This is a genomic window from Streptomyces sp. NBC_01775 (assembly GCF_035917675.1).
Taxonomy (GTDB): Bacteria; Actinomycetota; Actinomycetes; order Streptomycetales; family Streptomycetaceae; genus Streptomyces.
The window spans coordinates 3470441-3490513 of record NZ_CP109104.1; the positions used below are offsets into that span (position 1 = coordinate 3470441).

Annotated in this window: 22 protein-coding genes; 5 read left to right on the plus strand and 17 right to left on the minus strand. The window is 71.9% G+C overall.

The window, feature by feature from the left end:
- Positions 1 to 8: 8 nt before the first annotated feature.
- Positions 9 to 1010 (minus strand): helix-turn-helix domain-containing protein, encoded by a 1002-nt coding sequence (locus tag OHB04_RS15385; protein WP_326688259.1) that lies wholly within the window; start codon positions 1008 to 1010, stop codon positions 9 to 11.
- Between the two features lie 93 nt (positions 1011 to 1103).
- Between OHB04_RS15385 and OHB04_RS15390 the strand changes: the two genes are divergently transcribed.
- The 3 genes from OHB04_RS15390 (at position 1104) to OHB04_RS15400 (ending at position 2897) form a co-directional block, all read left to right on the plus strand.
- Complete coding sequence (locus OHB04_RS15390; protein WP_326688260.1) at positions 1104 to 1445, plus strand: hypothetical protein; 342 nt, start codon at positions 1104 to 1106, stop codon at positions 1443 to 1445.
- Between the two features lie 66 nt (positions 1446 to 1511).
- Positions 1512 to 1730, plus strand: coding sequence for a hypothetical protein (locus OHB04_RS15395; RefSeq protein WP_326688261.1), 219 nt, complete (start codon positions 1512 to 1514; stop codon positions 1728 to 1730).
- Positions 1731 to 2177: 447 nt separating this feature from the next.
- The gene (locus OHB04_RS15400) at positions 2178 to 2897 is read left to right on the plus strand and encodes a hypothetical protein (RefSeq protein ID WP_326688262.1); all 720 of its coding nucleotides are present in this window, start codon (positions 2178 to 2180) and stop codon (positions 2895 to 2897) included.
- Positions 2898 to 3007: 110 nt separating this feature from the next.
- Here OHB04_RS15400 and OHB04_RS15405 read toward each other — a convergent pair whose 3' ends face one another.
- The 4 genes from OHB04_RS15405 to OHB04_RS15420 all read right to left on the minus strand — a co-directional run bounded on the left by OHB04_RS15405 (position 3008) and on the right by OHB04_RS15420 (position 6767).
- Positions 3008 to 4081, minus strand: coding sequence for an alkene reductase (locus OHB04_RS15405; protein ID WP_326807627.1), 1074 nt, complete (start codon positions 4079 to 4081; stop codon positions 3008 to 3010).
- Positions 4082 to 4406: 325 nt separating this feature from the next.
- Positions 4407 to 4871 (minus strand): MarR family winged helix-turn-helix transcriptional regulator, encoded by a 465-nt coding sequence (locus OHB04_RS15410; RefSeq protein WP_326688264.1) that lies wholly within the window; start codon positions 4869 to 4871, stop codon positions 4407 to 4409.
- A 35-nt stretch (positions 4872 to 4906) separates the two neighbouring features.
- A complete protein-coding gene (locus OHB04_RS15415; protein WP_326807628.1) occupies positions 4907 to 5821 on the minus strand; it encodes an NADP-dependent oxidoreductase in 915 nt (304 codons plus the stop codon).
- A 295-nt stretch (positions 5822 to 6116) separates the two neighbouring features.
- Positions 6117 to 6767, minus strand: a complete 651-nt coding sequence (locus tag OHB04_RS15420) for a hypothetical protein (RefSeq protein ID WP_326807629.1) — start codon at positions 6765 to 6767, stop codon at positions 6117 to 6119.
- Positions 6768 to 6862: 95 nt separating this feature from the next.
- Between OHB04_RS15420 and OHB04_RS15425 the strand changes: the two genes are divergently transcribed.
- Both OHB04_RS15425 and OHB04_RS15430 read left to right on the plus strand, forming a co-directional pair.
- Positions 6863 to 8137 (plus strand): winged helix DNA-binding domain-containing protein, encoded by a 1275-nt coding sequence (locus OHB04_RS15425; RefSeq protein ID WP_326688267.1) that lies wholly within the window; start codon positions 6863 to 6865, stop codon positions 8135 to 8137.
- A 133-nt stretch (positions 8138 to 8270) separates the two neighbouring features.
- A complete protein-coding gene (locus tag OHB04_RS15430; RefSeq protein WP_326807630.1) occupies positions 8271 to 9203 on the plus strand; it encodes a hypothetical protein in 933 nt (310 codons plus the stop codon).
- A gap of 76 nt (positions 9204 to 9279) precedes the next feature.
- Here the strand turns inward: OHB04_RS15430 and OHB04_RS15435 are convergent, their stop codons facing one another.
- The 12 genes from OHB04_RS15435 to OHB04_RS15490 all read right to left on the minus strand — a co-directional run bounded on the left by OHB04_RS15435 (position 9280) and on the right by OHB04_RS15490 (position 20070).
- Complete coding sequence (locus OHB04_RS15435; RefSeq protein ID WP_326807631.1) at positions 9280 to 9483, minus strand: hypothetical protein; 204 nt, start codon at positions 9481 to 9483, stop codon at positions 9280 to 9282.
- An 83-nt stretch (positions 9484 to 9566) separates the two neighbouring features.
- Positions 9567 to 10319 (minus strand): OmpA family protein, encoded by a 753-nt coding sequence (locus OHB04_RS15440; RefSeq protein ID WP_326809453.1) that lies wholly within the window; start codon positions 10317 to 10319, stop codon positions 9567 to 9569.
- Between the two features lie 2 nt (positions 10320 to 10321).
- A complete protein-coding gene (locus tag OHB04_RS15445) occupies positions 10322 to 10915 on the minus strand; it encodes a hypothetical protein (RefSeq protein WP_326807632.1) in 594 nt (197 codons plus the stop codon).
- A gap of 35 nt (positions 10916 to 10950) precedes the next feature.
- Positions 10951 to 11526 carry a hypothetical protein gene (locus tag OHB04_RS15450; protein WP_326807633.1) on the minus strand — a complete coding sequence of 192 codons (576 nt, stop codon included), beginning with the start codon at positions 11524 to 11526 and terminating at the stop codon, positions 10951 to 10953.
- Positions 11527 to 11567: 41 nt separating this feature from the next.
- On the minus strand, positions 11568 to 11771 hold the full coding sequence (locus OHB04_RS15455) for a hypothetical protein (RefSeq protein WP_326688272.1): 204 nt from the start codon (positions 11769 to 11771) through the stop codon (positions 11568 to 11570).
- A 628-nt stretch (positions 11772 to 12399) separates the two neighbouring features.
- Positions 12400 to 13389, minus strand: a complete 990-nt coding sequence (locus tag OHB04_RS15460) for a hypothetical protein (protein WP_326688273.1) — start codon at positions 13387 to 13389, stop codon at positions 12400 to 12402.
- Complete coding sequence (locus OHB04_RS15465; RefSeq protein ID WP_326688274.1) at positions 13377 to 14054, minus strand: hypothetical protein; 678 nt, start codon at positions 14052 to 14054, stop codon at positions 13377 to 13379. The genes OHB04_RS15460 and OHB04_RS15465 overlap by 13 nt, the downstream gene beginning before the upstream one ends.
- Before the next feature lie 184 nt (positions 14055 to 14238).
- A complete protein-coding gene (locus tag OHB04_RS15470) occupies positions 14239 to 15129 on the minus strand; it encodes a DUF5936 domain-containing protein (RefSeq protein WP_326688275.1) in 891 nt (296 codons plus the stop codon).
- Between the two features lie 3 nt (positions 15130 to 15132).
- Positions 15133 to 16086 (minus strand): type II secretion system F family protein, encoded by a 954-nt coding sequence (locus OHB04_RS15475; RefSeq protein WP_326809454.1) that lies wholly within the window; start codon positions 16084 to 16086, stop codon positions 15133 to 15135.
- A 131-nt stretch (positions 16087 to 16217) separates the two neighbouring features.
- On the minus strand, positions 16218 to 17570 hold the full coding sequence (locus OHB04_RS15480; protein WP_326688276.1) for a CpaF family protein: 1353 nt from the start codon (positions 17568 to 17570) through the stop codon (positions 16218 to 16220).
- A gap of 22 nt (positions 17571 to 17592) precedes the next feature.
- Positions 17593 to 17976: a TadE/TadG family type IV pilus assembly protein gene (locus OHB04_RS15485; protein ID WP_326809455.1), complete on the minus strand. Its 384-nt coding sequence runs from the start codon at positions 17974 to 17976 to the stop codon at positions 17593 to 17595.
- A gap of 180 nt (positions 17977 to 18156) precedes the next feature.
- A complete protein-coding gene (locus OHB04_RS15490) occupies positions 18157 to 20070 on the minus strand; it encodes an AAA family ATPase (RefSeq protein ID WP_326809456.1) in 1914 nt (637 codons plus the stop codon).
- Between the last annotated feature and the right edge of the window lie 3 nt (positions 20071 to 20073).

The following is a 20073-nucleotide window of genomic DNA, read 5'->3' on the forward strand; positions in this document are numbered from 1 at the left end:
CCGCGAGCTTACGCGGCACCACCGCCGAGGCGCGTGCCCGATCCCGTGCCCACGCCGACACCCCGGAACGTGCGGCGGAAGGCGTTCGGGGTGGTGCCGAACCGCCGCAGGAAGTGGTGGCGCAGCGCAGCCGAGGTGCCGAACCCCGCCCGGACGGCGAGCGCGTCGACCGTCAGGTCGGTGTCCTCCAGCAGGTGCTGGGCGAACAGCAGCCGCTGGCCGAGCAGCCACTGGTAGGGGGTGGTACCCGTCTGGCGCTGGAAGCGGCGGGCGAAGGTGCGGGGCGCCATGTGCACCTGTTCCGCGAGCTGTTCGACGGTCAGCTCCTCGCCCAGGTGGCGCTGGATCCAGGTGAGCGCGGCGCCGATGGCGTCGTCGTCCCGGCAGTCGGGCAGCGGGTGTTCGATGTACTGCGCCTGCCCGCCGTCGCGGTGCGGCGGAACGACCATCCGGCGCGCGATGGTGTTGGCGACCCGGCTGCCCTGTTCCTCGCGCACGAGGTGGAGACAGGCGTCGATCCCGGCGGCCGTGCCCGCCGAGGTGATCACCGGGCCCGCGTCGACGTACAGCACTCCCGGCTCGTTCAGCGCGGCGGGGAACCGTGCGGCCAGCGCGTCGGCGCTCCGCCAGTGCGTGGTGCAGCGGCGGCCGTCCAGGAGCCCGGCGGCGCCGATCACGTAGGCGCCGGTGCAGACGCTGAGCACCCGCGCGCCCCGCTCGACGGCCGCCCTGAGCGCTTCGAGGAGTGGTTCGGGGAACGTCCGCGTCTCGTAGCCCTCGCCGGCGGGCACGGCGATCAGGTCGGCCTCGGCGAGCCGGTCGAGGCCGTGCTCCGTCGTCATGGTGAAGGCGGGATCGGCGCGGATGGGCGGCGGTTCGGCGGCAACGAGCGCGAAGTCGTAGACCGGTAGGCCCTGGTCGCTGCGGTCGGTGCCGAACACCTCGCAGACGACGCCCATTTCGAACGCCTTCACTCCGTGGAGCAGCACGGTGGCCACGTTCTTCAGCATGCGGTCAGTGTGGCAGGAATGTGGCAGTAATTCGACGGTGGGAGACAGTCCTGCCACTGCCGTCGGCGGCAGCGCGGCGGCAGCCTGGAAGACATGGAGAACATCACGGACACCCTGGTGACAGCCCTCGTCCTGGCCGTCGTAACGGCGGCCCTGCTGCTGCCTCCGCTGCTCGGACAGCGGCGGGAGTGGCGCGTCGACCGCGAGCTGAGGGCGGCGGAACGGGGCGCCCGGCTGCCCCCTCCTCCCCGTGCGGGGACCCGGCTGCCGGCTGCCCGCGAGGCCCGTAGGCCGTGGATCCGCCGGGGGCGCTACGCCGATGCGTCGGGTGGGGGCTCCGGCGTCCGCCGTACGGGGGCTCTCGCCGCGATTCATCTCACACCCGCTGCGTGCGCCCCGGAGCGCGACAGCGCCGGCACCTGCGGCGCAGCGTGAACCGGGCGTCACAGAGGCCCCGTTAACCAACTGCCGTTGTCAGTGGGGGGCCGTACTGTAGGTGCTATGACAACGACCTCCACCGGGCCCGGAGAGCCCGGCCGTTTCGGAGAGTCCGGCCACGGTGCCGGGCTCACCGCTCTCTCGTCCTCCGCGGCGAACGAAGCGATCAGACGGTTCGTCGCGGGCCGTATTCTTTGGTCGAAGGAAGAGCTCGCGGAGCTGGACCGCTTGCGCGGACAGTGGCAGCGGGCCGTTCGAGCCGAGATGGTCAAGGCGGCGTGAGGGCCGCCGTCTTGACCCTCTCCTCTTCCCCTCTCCTCTCTCCCGCCCAAGACCCTTTGTCCTGAACGGGGTCTCGCCACCCGCTCCTTGATCCGCAAGCATGTAGCCCGACGCGGGGCCCGCAGGCCCACAGGGGCGGCGGTGCATGGGGAGACGGGGCATGGGGAGACGGGTGCCGGCATGAAAAAGCTGAGCCTATGGCGACAGCACGTATCCGCACGCCTTCGGGGGCTCCCCCCGCTCCCCCCGGATTCGGACCGCGCTTCGGACCCCGCCCCGCCCTCCGAGAGCGGGAGCCCTTCCGGGGCGGAGCCGGCGCCGGCTTCCGACGGGGACATCGAGCAGGAGCGGGAGCTGGCGCAGGAGAGGGCCGCTGAGGCGGCCAGGCGGGGGCGGTGGCGGCTCGCTGCCGCAGGGGCCCTGTTCGCGACGCTGGTGCTCCCGCGAGTGACCGACGTCCCTGGATACTCTGACGGCGCCGCGGCCCAGCCCACCCCCAGCAGCAGTGCCAGCAGCGTCCCGGCCTACCCGTCGGCGGGGACGGGCGGCACCCCCTCCCCCACGGCCTCACCCTCCCTCCCGGGCCCGGCCGCGAGCAGGCCGCTGCCGAGTCCGCCCGGCGAGCCCCCCTCGCCCGGTGCCACCGGGCCCGCGGCCGGCGCCGAATCCCTCACGGGCGCGTTCCGTTCCGTCGAGGCGGGCCAGTGCCTGACCATCCACAGCAACGGCACCGGCTGGAGCCGCCCGGCGCCGACCCCCGCCACCCGCGTCGGGTGCGGCGACGAGAGGGCCTATGTGCGCGTGACGGCCGTACGCGACGACGAGGGCGGCACCTGTCCGGCCGGGAACGGCCGAGCGGCCTGGACGCACGGTGGGACCTCGCTGTGCCTCACCCGGCAATTCCGCGTCGACCAGTGCCTGCTCGCCGAGTCCGACGGCGGCCAACTGCGGGCCGCCCTCATGTCGGCGCCCGCGTGCTCGACCCAGCGGCCCTCGGGCAAGTACGACCGTCTGCTCACCATCACCGCCGTCCACGACGCCGGCTCCTCCGCGTCCGCCCCCTGCCGCGACGACGACCGGAGCAGGGACGGGGAGCACGCCCGCTACTGGACGTGGAAGGTGGACGGCGGCAGCCGCACCCTGTGTGCGGCGGACGCCACGGAGTGAGGCCGGGACGGGGCCGGATTCCCGGGGCTGGACGAGGACGAGGACCGGGAACCGGGGTGAGTCGGAGGCGCCGGGATCAGCCGGGAGAGTCCGGCGGGCTACGGCCTGTCCTACAGCTGCGGGTAGTCGGTGTAGCCGTGGTGGTCGCCGCCGTAGAAGGTGGAGGGGTCGGGTGTGTTGTAGGGGCCCTGGGCGGCCAGGCGGGCGGGGAGGTCCGGGTTGGCGAGGAACAGCGCGCCGAAGGCGATCATGTCCGTGGTGCCGTCCTGTATGAGGCTGAGGGTGTCCGGGCCGGTGGGCTCGGGGTGGGTGAACGGGTTGAGGATGAACGAGGCGGGCCAGGTCTTGCGCAGGCGCGTGGTCAGTGTTCGGTCGGCGCCTTCGAGCATGTGCAGATAGGCGAGGTTCAGATCGCCGAGCTGGCTGACCAGGGTGGTGTAGGTGTTCTCCACATCTGCCGCATCCGTCTCGGCAATGTCGTTGTAGGGGTTGCCGGGGGAGATGCGGAAGCCGGTGCGGTGGCTGCCGATCGCTTCTGCGACGGCGGCGGCCACTTCCAGGCCGAAGCGGACCCGGCCGGTGACGTCGCCGCCCCAGTCGTCGGTGCGCCGGTTGGTGTTGGGTGCGAGAAACTGGTGGATCAGGTAGCCGTTGGCACCGTGGATCTCCACGCCGTCGAAGCCGGCGGTGATCGCCTTGCGTGCCGCGTCGGTGAAGTCGGTTATGGTGCGGGCGATGGCGTCGGCGTCCAGCTCTTGCGGGGTGACGAAGTCCATCGGTCCCTGGTGAGTGAAGACCTGGCCCTCGGCGGCGACGGGCGAAGGGGCGACGGGGCTCAGGCCGTCGGGAAGCAGGCTGGGGTGACCGATGCGGCCGGTGTGCATCAGCTGCGCGAAGATCACGCCACCGTTGAGGTGGACGGAGTCGGTGACCTTGCGCCAGGCGGCCACCTGCTCCGGCGAGTGCAGGCCCGGTGTGTCGGGGTATCCCTGACCGACCACGGAGGGCTGGATTCCTTCGGTGACGATGAGGCCCGCACTCGCGCGCTGGCTGTAGTAGGCCGCCATCAGACCGGTCGCGGTGGCTCCCGGTCCGTAGGCCCGGCTGCGGGTCATCGGCGCCATCACAATGCGGTTGGCCAGCGACTGGCCGGCCACATCGATCGGGGCGAATGCGTGCGTCATGGGAATCTCCCTGCTTTCACGAAGGATGGAAGAAAAGAAGAGCCGGCTGCGGCGCGGCTGCTCTGAGGGCAGTTCTTGCGCACCGGCCGAACGGCGGGATCTGCGCCCGTGTGGCGCCGGCGGGCCTACGGTGCGCCGGCGTGCGTACACGTGCGTTCCTCAACCGCCGCGGTGGTGCGCCACTCATACGCGGCGTCGAGGCGTCCGCGGAGGGTTCTTGTCGCCCCGCGCAGAGCGCCCTCGGGGCGCCCTGGCTCCGCGCGGGGCAGGGGCGGTCGGCCTGGCGAGTGGGCCGCCCGGTCGTGCCTGATTACCTGACGGGTACCTACTGGCTGAGGTCCCTGAGCGACTTCTCGATGGTGTGCGCACACGTGGTGAACATCTCGACCTGGTCAGGGGTCAGATCGCGCACGGAAATCTGCTCCAGGGTGCGCCACATGTCGGCGATGGGCTCCTGAAGGGCGCGGCCGGCATCGGTGAGGCTGACCACCATGACCCGCCGGTCGTGGGGAGCGGGCTCCCGGGTGAGCAGTCCGGCCTCCTGCATGCGGCGCAGTGACTTGGAGACGGTGGAGTGGTCGAGGCCGGCACGCTCAAGCAGTTCTGCCTGTGTCTGGCCGTCGTGGTCGAAGAGCTGCATCAGCAGCAGTTCCTGTCCCGGGTGCAGGTTCAGGGCGCGCAGCATGGCGGCGGCGTGGGCGCGGTGGGCGCGGGCGAGCTGGAAGATGGTGTAGCTCAATCGTCCGTCGCGCGCCGCGTTCGGCAGCTCCGATGAGGTGGTGTCGGACATTGCTGCTCCCTCATCACAAGAGTGGGGTTGACCGGTCAGTTGACGATGAGGACGAGCTTGCCACGGTTGTGGCCGGCATCGCTGGCCTGCTGCGCCTTGGCGGCTTCTGCCAGCGGGTAGGTGGCGCTGAGGGTGGTCACCAGTGTGCCGTCGGCGGCCTGCTGGGCCAGTTCGGCCAGCCGCGCGGCGGAGCGGCGCTGCGGGCCCTCGGCGAAGACGATGCCGAGTTCGCGGGCGCGGAAGTCCGCGGTGGTGACGATCCGGCCGGTGCCGCCACGCAGGAGGATGGAGTCCTCCAGTGCGCCCTTGCCCGCGGCGTCGAAGACAGCGTCCACCCCTTCGCGGGCGAGCTCGCGGACTCGCTGGACCAGGTTGTCCCCGTAGACCAGCGCGGTCGCGCCGAGCGAGGTGACGTACTCCTGGTTGGCGGCTCCGGCAGTGCCGATAACGCGGGCGCCGCGTGCGACGGCGAGCTGGACGGCGATGGTGCCGAGCGCGCCGGACGCTCCGTGGATCAGCAGCGTTTCACCCGAGGTGACGTCGAGCAGGTCCAGCACGCGTTCGGCAGCGTCGCTCGCCACGGGCAGGGCGGCGGCGTGTGTCCAGTCCAGGCCGGCCGGCTTGGGCGCGAGGACGGCCGCGGGTGCCAGGGCGTACTGGGCGTAGGAGCCGGTGTCGGACCAGCCCAGGACCTCGTCCCCCACCTTGAGGTGGTCGTTGTCCTCGCCGACGGCGTCGACCACACCGGCGATCTCCCCGCCCGGCACGGCGGGCAGCGTGGTGGGGAAGATGGCTTCCATGACACCGGAGCGGATCTTGCCGTCCACCGGGTTGACGCCGACAGCCTGTACACGCACACGGACCTGGCCGGGGCCGGGCTGAGGAATGTCGATCTCCGTCTCGCGCAGGACCTCGGTGCCGCCGAACGTGTCGAAAACAATGGCCTTCATGACTGTGGTCTCCTCGCGTCGTATGCCGTGCCGACCGCTTTCCGTGGCCAGCCACATAAAAGTAACACCGATTATGTGGCTAGCCAAGTAATCGCTTCGAGGGGATCCCGGAGGCAACTGCCGGTCGTGCTCGACATGCCGGGCAGGTCGCCGGCATCCTCCGCGCCGCCGAGCTGGACGGTGTCGAGCGGGCCGCGCTCGTGAGCTGGACGATGGTGAGCGGGCCGCGCTCGGCCGGGGCGTCACCGTACGGCGCGGCCAGGGCGTCCCGACGCTCCCCGCCCGGCGCAAGGCCCTAGCCGAGGACGCGGCGGCGCCAGCCGGGCGTGGCGCCCACGACGGCCACGGCGCCCAGCACCAGCACGAAAGGCAGCGCGAAGCCCGGCAGCGCCAGATACGGAATCGCGGAGAGGGCGGCCAGCGCGCAGTACAGGGCCCCCGCCAGGGAGAGAAAGCACTGGGTGCGCGGCGGGCCCTCCTTGTTGAGGCGTACGACCAGCGCGGCGCAGACCGCGGCCCACAGCGCCGCACGCGGCTCACCGAAGCTCATCGCGTCGCGCGCCTCGCCCAGCAGCCGGAACCACCACTGGACCCCCAGCGTGGCCTGGAGGTGCGGGAAGTCGGCAGCGTAGTGCGGGAGTTCGACGCCGGGGCGTACCCGTTCGCCCAGCGCGGCGACGTCCTGGCGCACGAACTCCGTGATGAGCAGCAGCGCGACGCCGATCGCCTGTGCGAGCCCGGCCGGCCAGCCCACCGTCCAGGCCCGCGCGGATGCCCGCGGCCGAAGCCGCGCCCTTATGCGGGGGAGCGTGGCGCCCGCGCGGCCCGCGGCCTCGCGACTCGTGCCCTCGCGGCCCGCGGCCTCGCGACTCGCGGCCTCCTGGCCCGGGTTCGGCTTCGTCGGGCCCGGATTCGGCTCGCTCGGGCCCGGGTCTGTCTCTGTCACCGCGCTCACTCCCCGCTCCCCCGTCTCCCGCCCTGGGCGGCACGTTCATGGTCTTGCGGCCACATCCTGGCCGCAAGGGGCCGTAGCGTCATGGCATGACGACGCAGCCGCAGCCCGCCGCCACCCGCCCGTGCCTGACCTGGCCCCAGGCCAACGCCCGCCGCCTCGCCCGCGGTTATCTCACCACCCCGGCGCCGGACGCGGTAGGCCTCCCGGAGATCGCGGGCGTCATGCTGGGCGCGCACGCGCAGGTGCTGTCGGCGGCGGAGGTGTCGCTGGCGATGCGGGCGGCGCCCGGCACGACCCGTGCCCACGTACGCCACGCGCTGTGGACCGAGCACAGCCTGGTCAAGACGTACGGCCCACGCGGCACGGTGCATCTGCTGGCGACCGAGGACCTGCCGATGTGGACGGGCGCGCTGTCGGCGACACCCCGTCCGGCCGGCATGCGGATGAAGGGCACCGACGGGGCCGTGCTGCTGGACGCCGACCAGCTCGCCGCCGTCGTCGCCGCGATCGGGGACGCGCTCGCGGACGCCGAGCTGACCGTGGACGAGCTGACGGAGGCCGTCGCCGCGCGGGCGGGCGGCTGGGCCGCCGACCGGGTCATGAGCGCCTTCCAGGACAACTGGCCCCGCTGGCGGGCCGCGACGGCGTACGCCGCGCACGCCGGTGCGCTGTGCTTCGGGCACAACCGGGGACGCAAGGTCACGTACACCAACCCGCACCGCTGGCTGCCCGGCTTCCGGCCCCTGGACGCGGACACGGCGCTGAGCGCGCTCGTCCGCCGCTATCTGCACGCCTACGGCCCGGCGCTCCCGGCCCACTTCGCCAAGTGGCTCGCGGCGCCGAGCGGCTGGGCGAACGGTGTCTTCGAGGCGATGGAGAGCGCCGGTGAGCTGGAACGGGTGACGTTGGAGGCGGGGCCGGTCGAGGCGTGGCGGGTCGCGGGCGACACCGGATACGTCGGGGTCGGCGGGTACGTCGGGGTCGGCGGGTACGTCGGGCCCACGGATGAGGCCGGGGCTTCCGCTCCGGCGGCACCGGGCGTGCGGCTGCTGCCCTACTTCGACGCGTTCAGCATCGCCTCCCACCCCCGTGAGCTGCTGTTTCCCGGGCGCGCCTACGAGCGGGCCCTCACGGGCGGGCAGGCGGGCAACTATCCCGTTCTGCTGATCGACGGGACGGTGGCGGGCGTCTGGCACCAGCGCCGCGCGGGGCGCCGTCTCCACGTGACCGTCGAGCCGCTGGGCGCTCTCGGCGCGGCGCACCGGACGGCACTGGAGGACGAGGTGGCGCGGCTGGCGCACATACAGGAGGCCGAGGCCGAACTGACCGTAGGGCCGGTGACGGTGGGACCGCACGCCTGAGCGGAGTCTCGTTCCGCACCGGCGCCTCGGGTGGCGCGCGGCACTGGTGCTTCGGCGCCATGCGGGAGCGCTGACGTTCCGGGCGGCGCGGAACAGCGCCGGGCGGGCCGGTGGCCGGTGCGAGGATGCCGGGATGACGGTCGACACCACCACCTGGAACATCCGCCCGTTCGACGGCCTGGAGGGCATCGTCCCCGGCGGCATACGGCTGGGCGAGCCCCGCGCCGCTCTCGCCCAGCGCTTCGCCGCCGCCTTCGGTGAACGCCTCGGAGAGCGGCGGACGTTCAGGAAGGGCGCCACGGCCACCGGCCTGTGCGACCACTACCCGGAAGGCGGGCTCATCCTCTTCCACGACGACCGCGAGCGCCTCGTCTACGTCGAGGTGTTCGAACCGGCCCCCGTCGCGTACGAGGGCATTCCCCTGCTCGAGCGTCCCTACGGCGAGGTCGTCGCCGAACTGCGCGGGCGCGGCTGCCGCCTGGTGGAGGACGAGAGCGGCTGCGAGGTCCCCGAGGCGGGCTTCAACCTCAGCGCGGACCCCGATGAGCCGGAGGAGCCCGTCGAGTCCGTCGGAGTGCTCACCCGGGGGCGCGGTCAGGAGGACGGGCCCCCGCCGGGGATGACGGACGGCCCGCGCCTGCCCGGCACGGACACCCACCGCATCGTGCCGCACCAGGGAACGGAGACGGTGCGGCTGGGCGAGGACCGCCACGCGCTGCGGGCCCGGCTGGGAGCCACGCTCGCCTCCCGGCCGGCGTACGGCGGGGCCGCGCAGGACTGGTACCACGAGCACGGACTCATCCTCACGTTCGACGCCGCCGACCGCCTCACGACGCTGGCCGTCAGCTACGCCGGGCGCACCGGCACCGCCACCTTGGAGGGCGTCCAGCTCCTGGGCCGCCCGTACGAGGAGGTCGTCGCCGACCTCACAGGCGCCGGCGTCCGCGTCGTCCCCGGCGAGCTGTCGGCCCGCCTGCCCGACCATGGGGTCACTTTGCACCTGATCGCCTACACGAATCCGGCGCTGCCGGTGTGTGCGGTACTGCTGGGCGGCCCGGCCGCGTAGTCGGTCTCCCCCGGGGCCCGGTCCGGCTCCGGGCGTGCGCAGGCGGCATCCGCACCTGCTACGGCGTGCCGGCGAGCTAGCCCATCAGGGCGTACGTCTGCTGCGGGGTCAGCGGGGCGACGGGAAGCGGTCCTTGTGCGGCTTCCGTGCGCAGTCCGTCCAGCAGGAGGGCGACTTGGCGGCGCCAGCCGTCGGGCGCGGCGTAGCACCTGGAACGCGGGCCGGGTTGCGGCAGACCGGCCGCGACCCGGTGCCCCGGCGAGGCCGGCAGCGCAGCCATGCGGGCGGCGCGCCGCCTGGGGAGTGGGGCCCGAAGCGCGGGCCACGGCCCGCTTCCCCGCTCCTCCGCCCCTCTCCCCCCGCTCAGTCCTCGCGGGGGAAGGAGACCTCGACCCGGCGGTTCTTCGTGCGGCCCTCTTCCGTGCCGTTGTCGGCGACCGGGTAATCCTCGCTGTAGCCGCGCACGTTGAAGCTGACGTCCGAGCCCAATTGACGGGAGAGTTCCGTCTGGACCTGTGTCGCACGCTTCTTGGAGAGCGTTTTGCCGTGATCGTAGGAGCCGAGGTCGTCGGTGAAGCCGAAGACGTTGACCTCCGTGCTCTTCTGTTTCTCGATCTCGTCGGCGATCGTCTTGATGCGGGCCTTCGCACCGCTGTTCAGCGTGGAGCGGTCCTTCGGGAAAAGGACTTCCGCCTGAAGCGTGAACTTCGTCCTCTCCTTGCTGTCCTCCCGGCGCTCCTCGCCGCCCAGGTCCTCGGTCACGAACTTGATGTCCAGCACCTTGGGATCCGCCAATTTCGCCCCGCCCGCCAGCCGCAGCCCTTTCGCCTGCGGGTCGAGCTTCTGCGACGGCTTGGAGTCCGACATATTGTCCGGCGGCTCGCTGAACCCCTTGTCCCCCGGCCCCGTCTCCCCCGGCAGCGAGGGCGCCTGGCCGGTGGGGATGGTGGTGGGGTTGTCCGTCGGATACTTCGTGGCGATATCGGGGACGGAGGGGGAAGGACGTGGCGCGGGGCTCTTCGCCTGTGCCACCGAGACGCTCATGCCCAGGACCAGAGCCGCCGAGAACGACGAGCATGCGACGACCCGGGTCAGGCCGGGCCGGGTGAAGACCATCGTCACTCGCCTCCTGAGATCTGCACGCCGGCCGGCGGCATGTCGGCGATCTGGAATTCGACCTCGTTGTTGTCGTCGGGCGGCGCGGGGAATTGCGCGTACCAGGTCTTGGACTTGCCTGCCTGGATCGGCTGACCGAAGGAGGTGCACAAGCAGTGCCCCTCGGTGTCGCGCAGAACGAGGTAGCGCTTCTTGCCCTTCTTGTCGACGAGCTTCGCACCGGCGACAGAGAGCTTGTTGCGGAGGGCGAGTTCGGATTCCGAGCCCTCCCAGCCGGGTGCCACCCACACCTTTCCCCCACCGTTGGTCACTTTTCCGGTGACGGTCACAAACCCTCCCGACTCGCGGCGGGCCGAGTTGACGGTGAGCGTGATGTCCTCGCCTCCCTTGACCTCCGCCAGCACCTTCCCGCTCTCGACGTCCTCGGGGCTGCCGCCGTTCTTCCCCCCGTCCTCCTCGCCGGTGGGGCGGGGCTTCTTCGCGTCGTCCCCGCCGTCGCCTCCTCCGCCGCAACCGGCGGTCGTGAGGACCAGCCCGGCCGCGAGCGCCACGACGGTCATTCCCCTGCGGGTCTTCATGGCACCCCGAAAGTTCATGGATCGCTCGTCCCTTGTCTTTCGTCGTTTGCCCGTCATTCGGCCAGCACCACCGAGAAGAGGTCCGACGGCTTCAGATCGAGATCCTCATCGTCGGGATCGATCGTGAGTTCCTCATCGCCACAGGTGATGTCGATCGCTTCGCCCTCGGCCTCGTCCTCGTCCTCTTCCACGGGATCCGGATCGACGTCACAGCGGGGTTTGACCACGGCAGTGGCGGTGGCCCGTGCCTTTTTGTGGTCAGCGCCGGGGACGAAGGTGTCGCCGGTGTCGAAGCGGGTCTCGATTCTGACGGTGTACCCGTTGTCACCGTTCCGCGTGATCAGGTCGCATTTGAGCACATCCGCACGGTTGCGCCCCGCGAAGTGGTCGGCTTCGTCGCATCCGTCTCCGTCCAGGGGAGGGAGGGCATCGAGCCAGTCCTGCCACGCCTCCTCGTCACCGAGGGCGTCCATGAATCCGTCGAAGAGCTGGTCTCTGTCGTCCTGCGCCGCTGCCAACGCCGCGGCGTCCGCAGCCGATTGTCCGCCGTTGCGTACGGTGCCCGCCTGGGCGACAGCGAAGAAGGCGAACGCGAGAAAGAGCAGCCCCACGATCACCGCCCCGTACAAGATGACGGTCTGCCCGCTGTCGTCGTACCGCCTTCGAGGCTTCAGCCCCCCAGAACGGCGCTCACCGCGTTGGCGATGGCGCCAGAGATGATCGCGTCCAACCCCAGCGCCCGGATGGCGAGGATGATCCCCGCCACCAGGATCACGATGCCCGCGTACTCGATCGAGTTCGCGCCCCGGTCGGCGGCGCGGCCCCGCATCCGGTTGAGGGTTCGGTCGCGCCAGCTCCGCATGGCATTCGGCATCGGGTTCTCCTCCAGGGGTGGCCGGCTCGGTATCCGGGAGGGGATACGGGCGCGTGACGGGGCGGGGGCGGCGGGGTGTCACGTCGCGGGCCCCCTTCCGTGGCGCGCGGCGCCGGGTGCGGTGAGGTTGAAGGTGCGGTCGCAGAGGTTCTTGACTGACTCACGCCCCGCGAAACAGGCTGCCGCGCAAAGGGAGTTGGTCATGCCGGAGGCTGAGAGCCCCATCGCGATGTCCCCCTCCCCACGGCCCGCCGCTATAGCCGACAGTCGCTGCCCGAACGCAGACTGTGCCACAAATCGGCGCGGGGACGAAGAGGTGCGGGTCCGCGCGCGCACCCGGTACTTCCCGGGGCCGAGGGGTAAGCCGGGCATGGACCGAAGCCGCCTCCTCTCCAGAGCCGTAGCGACAGGGACGGTACGGCGGACGCCCTGTGTGCCGGGTGGTGCGTGTGTGACAGGGCGGCGATGCGGCGTCTTTCACCATAGCGAGACCCGAGCGGTATGACCCCGCATACGCCCCTTGTTCACGGAGTGGAGGGCCAGCTTCCGGTGGCGGCTCCGCGCCGAAGGCGTGTGGGGCGGCATCCCTCGGGAATGCCGCCCCACACACATACGTTCCGGACCCCGCTCAGTCGCGCACGATCGACTGGACCTCCTTGACCGTGACCGCCGTCTCGTACTCGGACTCGCCGTCCGGCATGGCGTGCTGGGGATCGCCGTCGGGGCCGTCGCCCTCGTTCCAGTGGACCTTCCAGGTCAGGTAGGCCCGCAGGGGGTGGGTGCCCTTGCCGGAGGCGCGGCGGTAGGTGATGTTGCAGTCCGCGCCCTTCGTCTGCACCGCGTAGTCCCCGCCGTGCCCGGTGAGGTCGTACGAGCAGGAGGCCGGATCCGCGTCCCCGCCGTCCGCCGCCAGCCGCAGCCGGGAGGGCTCGGCGACCGCCGTGGCGGCCAGCGGCTCGCCGCCGGGCACATCCACGCTGGCCGTCACCCATACCCGCTCCAGCTTCTTGGTGAAGCTGGCATAGGTCTTGAGGTTCACCACCTGGTGATCCGGCGCGGGGCTCAGCTTCACGGGCGGAGCGGGCAGCTTTGTCTCGCGGTACGCGAGTCCGGCGAGGATCTCCGGATCGATGACGGGCGCGTCAGGCGGTGCCGGATGGTCGGGGCCGATGAAGATGTAGCCCTCTTTCTCGTTGCACGACCCGTCGTCGTCCTCGGAGATCTTCAACTCCCACCACAGGCCCTTTTCGCCCTTGTTGAAGTCGTCCTTCCCGTATTTCTTCGTCAGATAGGCCGAGGCGCTGGCGGGATAATTGCGCGCGGTGTTGGTGTAGTCGTCGAACTGCTTCGGGGTGAAGCGGGGTTCGTACCAGCAGGTCGGAGGCTCCCACGCGGCGCCCCCGGCAGCGGGCGCCATCGGCGTCCCGCCCTCCGGGACGTTCACCTTCTTGTAGTGGACCCCGGCGCCGATGGTGTCGGGGCCGTCGCCCTTCTCCTCGGGGAGAGGCGCGTTACGGTTTCCGCCACCGCCCGCAGACGCCGGTCCGGCGAGGCCGAGGATCATCATGGCGGCGAGGGCCGCCCCGCCGATGCCACGCCCCCCGTTTACCGCTCGCACCGCGCGTCTCTGTTCTTGGTGTAGGTAGACATGACCTTCCACTCCCCGTTCTGCTTCTGCATGAGGTCCTTGAAGCTGGTGAAGTCGTCCATGCTCGGCTTGGTACGCAGGACCTTGTCTGTCTTCGTCTTCTTGGCGAAAGCGTCGCGCTGGCTCTCGCAGTAGGTGACGACCGCGGAATTGCTGTCGCGGACCTCGGCCTTGCGGTTGTAGTAACGGTAGACGCCGGTACCGACCTTGCCGTCCTTCTTGAACTGTGCGGCGCTGTACCGCAGTTTTTCGCCCGCCTTGCCCCAGAAGAACCGCTGGGCCTGGGGAAGGTCCGCGTCAGCGGTGGCGAAGGACAACACCGAGGCACGCAACGCGTACCCGTGGTCCCGCAGCACCGCGTCCTTCTCCTCGTCGCCGGTGCGATCACCGGCGACGTCCGCCCGTACGCCCTTCGGAAAGTCGAACTTCGGGGCGTCGGGCTCGTTCTTCCCCGTGTCCTTGTCCTTCTTCGCACTCGCGGAGGGCGAAGAGGTCTTCTTTCCGGCGCCCGCGCCCTCGATCTTGTCGGAGGAGCCGTCCTTGTCGCCGTCGCCGCAGCCGCTCAGCAGCAGGGCGCCCGCGAGGGCCGTCGCCGTGGCGAGGGTGGTGACGGTGCTGGTGGCCCGCTTACTCATCGTGCGCAACTCCCGTTAGCAGTCGGCGAATAGCGCACTTGACCCGGCTACGGTCGCGGGAGGCGTAAGAGCTCGCTCGCACCCCCGTGCGCCACGTTCGAAGGGTAGCCACTCGGGTGCGTCGCCGACAGTGTGAATCCGCACTCAGGGGCGCAGGGACGCGTCGCGGGGCGCGGGCCGCAGGTCAGCCCCCCAGCACCGAGCCGAAGTCCGTGTCGGAGCCGAGGACGAACGTGGCGGCGATCAGGATCAGGGTGCCGGGCAGCAGGAAGGCGATGGTGGTCATCGTGGCCTTGGGGACCGTTTTCGCCGCCTTTCGGCGGGCGTTCTGCGCGTCGGTGCGCCGCATGTCGGTGGCGATCTGGATCAGTGTCTCGGCGATGGGCGCGCCCAGCTCCTCGCCCTGCTGGAGCGCGGTGACGAACTGGTCGACCTGATCGCTGGCGTTGCGGCGGCGCAGCTCGTCGAACGCCTGGCGGCGGCTGACGCCCATGTCCATCTGGCGCAGGGTGATGCGCAGTTCGTCGGCCCAGGGGCCCTCGTAGCGTTCGGCGACGCGCTCCAGCGCCTGGCGGAAGCCGAGTCCGGCGGAGACGACGACGGCGAGGACGTCGAGGAAGTCCGGCAAGGTGCGTTCGATGACGTGGCGGCGGTCCTTGATGGCCTGCCAGATGCCCATGTCGGCGGCGAACCAGCCGAAGGCCAGCACCATCGCGGTGAACACCAGGCTGTCGGCGGAGAGGCCGACGAGCCCCATGACGATGCCGAACGCGCCGAAGACGGCGCGGCGCGCGGCGTAGCGCTGGATGGTGAGCCCGCCGGGGTTGCCGGCCTGGTCGATTCTGCGGCGCTTCTTGTCGACCTGGGCGGACCCCATCAGCCGCAGCACGAGGGGGGCGAAGCGCATGCCGAGCCGGTCGACGGCCTGGCCTCCGGTGCTGGTGCGGGTGGCGCCGACCTCCAGTGCGACGGCGAGGTCGGGCGGCAGCTTCGTCTCGGCGCGGTACATGCGGATGCCGGCGAAGGCCCCGTACACCGCGAGGCCGAACAGGGCGGCGAGTGCGAGAGCGACCACGGCTCACACCTCGATTCTGCCGAGGCGGCGGATGACGAAGAACCCGGCGGCGAACAGGCCCACCGCGATGACCATGGCGATCTGGCCGACCGGTGAGCCGGTGACGCGGGCGAGCGCCCCGGGCATCATCGAGTTCATCATCAGCATCGCGCCCAGCCCGAGCAGCGGGATGGTGAAGGCCGTCGCGTTGACCTCGGCGAGCATGGTGCGCACCTCGCGGCGGGTCTCCTTGCGCTCCTCCAGGGTGGTGGTGAGGTTGCGCAGCGAGCCGACGATGGTGCCGCCCGCCCGGTTGGACAGGACGAGGGTGGTGACGAGGACGACGAGCTCGCGGGAGGGCAGCCGTTCGGCCAGCTCGCCCAGCGCGTCTTCGATGGACCGGCCGACGGCCAGCTGATTGGTGACGATCGTCAGCTCGTCACCCGCCGGCGCCTCCAGCTCCTCGGCGGCCATACCCAGGGCCGTACGGAGCGCGAGTCCGGCGGAGGTGGCGTTGGCGAGTATGCGCGACAGCTCGGGGAGCTGGTTGATGAACTGCTCGGTGCGGCGCTGGCGCTGATGGTTGAGGAACGCGTTGGCGGCGAAGACGCCGACGAGCCCCGCGATGGGCCCGAAGAAGGGGGCCAGCACGGCGGAGGCCAGCATCCACAGCACGGCCACGAGCCCCGCCATGTAGACGAAGAACTCGCCCGCCGTCAGGTCGAGTCCGGTCGCGGCCAGCTTCGCCTGGAGGCGGCGGCCGAGGCCCGTGGCACGCAGCCTGCGGTCGACATTGGTGAAGCGGCGCCGTCTGCCGCTGCCGGGCGGCAGCGCGAGCGCGGCTCCCTCGGCGCCGCTGAGCCGGTCGATGAGGGCCTGGCGGCGGGCGCGTCCGGAGGCGTAGGTCAGCACGCCGACGGTGGCGAGCACTCCGGCCACCAAGGTGGCGCCGAGCGCGAACTGGGCCGTGGAGTCCAGCGCGAGAGCGTGCAGGGGCTCCAGCGCGAGAGCGTGCACGGGCTCCAGCGCGAGAGCGTGCAGGGGCTCCGGGGCGAGAGCGTGCACGGGCTCCAAGGCGAGGGCGTGCGCGGTGGTGGCTGCCGGGCCCGTCATACGGCCTCCCTGGTCGCGAGCTGGTCGGCCGAGCGTGCGACGCCGAAGGCGGGCGGCACCGGCTCCCCCGCCAGGTAGAGCCGGTCGGCGGAGCGGCGCGGCAGCGGCAGGTGGTCGAAGGTGCCGTGCACCCGGCCGTCGGCCGACATGGGCCGGGCGTCGAAGCGCGAGGCGGTGGCGAGCTGGAAGGTCTCGCGGCCGTGCGAGGAGAGGATCGAGATCTCCACGATCTTGCGCGAGCCGTCGGCCAGCCGCGCGAGCTGGATGATGACGTCAACGGCCGAGTTGATCTGGTCCTGGAGCGCGGCGAAGGGCACCTCGACCTCCGACATGGACGCGAGCGTCTGGAGCCGCATCAGCGCGTCCTCGGCGCTGTTGGCGTGCACGGTGGCCAGCGAGCCGTCGTGCCCGGTGGACATGGCCTGGAGCATGTCGAGGGTCTCCCCGCCGCGCACCTCGCCGACGATGATGCGGTCGGGCCGCATGCGCAGGGAGTTGCGCACCAGGTCGCGGACGGTGATCTGGCCCTTGCCCTCGACGTTGGGCGGCCGGGTCTCCAGGCGGATGACGTGCCCCTGCTGGAGCTGGAGCTCGGCGGCGTCCTCGACGGTGATGATCCGCTCGTGCTCGGGGATGAGCGCGGACAGCGCGTTGAGGAGGGTCGTCTTGCCGCTGCCGGTGCCACCGGCGACGATCAGGTTGAAGCGGGCCCGGATGAAGCCGGACAGCAGCGAGAGCATGTGCTCGTCCAGCGTCCCCAGCGAGATCAGCTCGTGCAGCGTGTAGGCACGGGGGAAGCGGCGGATGGTCAAGGTGGCGCCGGTCAGCGACAGGGGCGGGATGATGACGTTGACCCGCTCGCCGGAGGGCAGCCGGGCGTCGACCATCGGATTGGACTCGTCCACCCGGCGGTTGACGGTGGAGACGATGCGCTCGATGGTCTGCATCAGCTGTTCTTCGGAGGCGAACCGGACGGGCACCTGCTCGACCCGGCCGCCGCGCTCGACGAAGATCTGGTCGGGCCCGTTGACCATGATCTCGGTGATGGAGCCGTCCTCCAGCAGCGGTTCGAGCACCCCGAGCCCCAGGGCCTCGTCCACCACGCGCCGGATCAGCAGCGTGCGGTCCTGGGTCGCCAGGACCGGGCCCTCGCGGCTGATGATGTGGCCGAGGACCCGCTCCAGGCGGGCGCGGCGCTCGGCGGGGCTGAGCGCCGACATCTCGGCGAGGTCGATCTCCTCCAGCAGCTTGGTGCGGTAGGCCGCCACCAGGTGACCGGTGCTGTCGGCGGGGATGCCGCTGCCCGCGCCGGTGTTCTCGTGCGCCGCGATCCGGGAGCGCAGGCTCATCCCCGGCCTCCTTTCAGGCTCGTCACTCGCCGTCGTCCTCGTCCTCGTCGGTGGGCATCGCGGCCGAGCGGGTCGCCTCGCCGAAGCTGTCGATGCCCGGGATGAGGGAGGGGATCGTGACGGTGGCGGTCACCTCCACCTCGTCGCCTCCCTGGGTCAGCGCGAAGCCGCTGCGCGAGGCCGTCCAGCCGGACATCGCCGCGCGCCCGGCCGCCGCGTAGCCGGCCGCCGCGTCCTCCTGCGAGGCCACCCGCGCCGCGGCCCGCGCCCCGGTGCCCGCCTGCTGTACGGCGTAGCCGACGATGCCGAGCTGGAGGGCGGCGACGGCGACGAGCAACAGCAGCGGCAGCATCCCGGCGAACTCCAGCGCGCTGGAACCCCGGTCGCGCTCCGCACTCCGGCGCAGTGATCGTGCCCCGAAGGGGCGCGGGGAACTGCTCCCCCAGCCTCCGGCCGGGAGGTGCCCCCACCAGCCACGACGCAGCCGCAGCCGCAGCCGCAGCCGAACGACAAACCCCCTCGGCACTTCCCGCAGAGCACGCCGCGGAGCCCTCAGCGGAGCGGTCAGCCCTGGTCTCATCGTCGCTCATCCCTCCTCCGCCGCGCCCGCCTCGCCGTTGACCGTGAAGGGCAGCCCCGCGGCTCCGGGGAACATGATCGGTGTCTTCAGATCGACGCTGGCCTTCCACACCCCGTCGCCGCGCGAGCAGCTGATGGAGGAGCTGTCGCGCCACTTGGCGGGCAGGTGCTCGCGCGCCGCCGCCACGCAGGCGCCCTGCGGGTCGCCGTAGGCGGCGGCGCCGGTCGCGGCACGCGCGGCCTCGTCGGCGGCGTTTCCCGCGAGGGAGAAGGTGTAGCCGATCAGCACGCACTGCCACAGCAGCGCCAGGGTGACCAGCACGATCGGCGCCATGCCCGCGAACTCCACGGTCAGCGAGCCCCGGTCGCCCTCGCCCGGCGGGGGTGCCAGGCGGCGGCGCACGAAGGCGACGGCGCCCCGGTCCGAGCCGAAGCGGGACGGGGAGCCGGGCGGGGAGCTGGGTGGGGCGTTGGACGGGGGACCGGGCGGCGGGCCGGGCGGGGAGCTCGCCGAGGATCCGGGCGGCAGCGCCTGCTGACGCTGTACGCGCTCGCGCTCCCGCCCCGGCGAGCCGCCGCCCGCGGGCAGCGATCTGTGACCCGGCGCCGCCGACCCGCCTGAGCCCCTGCTCTGCCTGCCCCTGCGCCGTCCGCCCGTTCCCGTTCCCCCGCCGCCCGTCTCCTGGGAGCCCGCGGCCAGGCCCAGCTCCCCCGCGAGGCTCCACAGCGCCTGCCGCACGCTGCCCTTGGCGTCCAGGTCCTGCATCCGGCCCGCGTCCAGCGCGGACTGCAACTCCTTGAACTGGGCGGGCACCGTCGTGCGCGCCACCGGGGTGCCGATGATGCGGGAGATGAGCTGCGGCTGGATCTCGGTGTGCCGGGAGGCGCGGTTGACGACGGTGACGGTCTCCTCCGCCTTGCGGACCTGGAGCCTGTCCCACAGCCGCACCATGCGCTTGGCGCCGCGTACGGAGATCACATCGGGGGTGGTGAGCAGCACGGTACGGTCCGCCAGTTCGACGGCGGCGGCGTTCGCGGCGTGCATCTGGGTGCCGCAGTCGACCACGACGACCTCGAAGCGGGCCCGCAGGGCGCCGACGATCTGCCGGGCCGCGCGCTCGTCGACCTCCTCCCCGCGCTCGCCCTCCCCCGGCGCCAGCAGCAGACCCAGCCCCGACTCGTGCGTGTAGACGGCGTCCTGGAGCACGCGCGGGGTGATGTCCTTGATGCCGACGAGGTCGGCCACCGACCTGCGGAACTGCACATCCAGGTAGGAGGCGACGTCCCCGGCCTGGAGGTCCATGTCCACCAGCGCGGTCTCCCGGCCGGAGGCGCGCGCCGCCAGTGCCAGCTGGACGGCGGTGAGGGTGGTTCCGACGCCGCCCTTGGCCCCGCTGACGGTGACGACGGTGCCCAGGCCGCCCCGCCCGCCGCCGGGCCCGCCCACACCGCCCCCGTACGCGCCGTACCCGGAGCCGTAGCCCGCCCCGTATCCCCCGTCCTGGCCGCCCAGGTGGCGGCGTACCCCGGTGGCCCAGGACGAGGCCGCGGCGACCCTGGCGGCCAGCTCGTCGTAGGCCAGCGGCAGCCCCGTCACACCGCGCGCCCCGGCGTCCATGGCGGCCGAATACAGCCGGGGGCTGGTGTCCTGCGTGGCGAGGACGACGGCGACGGCGGGAAAGTGGAGCGCGATCTCCCGGATCAGTTCCAGCGCGGGCAGCGGCCCGATCAGCTCGTGGACGAGCACCACTTCGGGCAGCTCGGCGAGCGACTCACCGGCCTGCTGGGCGAGGGCGTCGAGCAGCTGGGTGGAGTCGACCGCGGGCGGCACGGGCTCGCTGTCGGGCAGTTGGCTGAGCAGGGTGACGACCGAGCGGGCCGCGTCAGGATCGCTGACGGCCGGCTGGATACGGGTGACCATCTG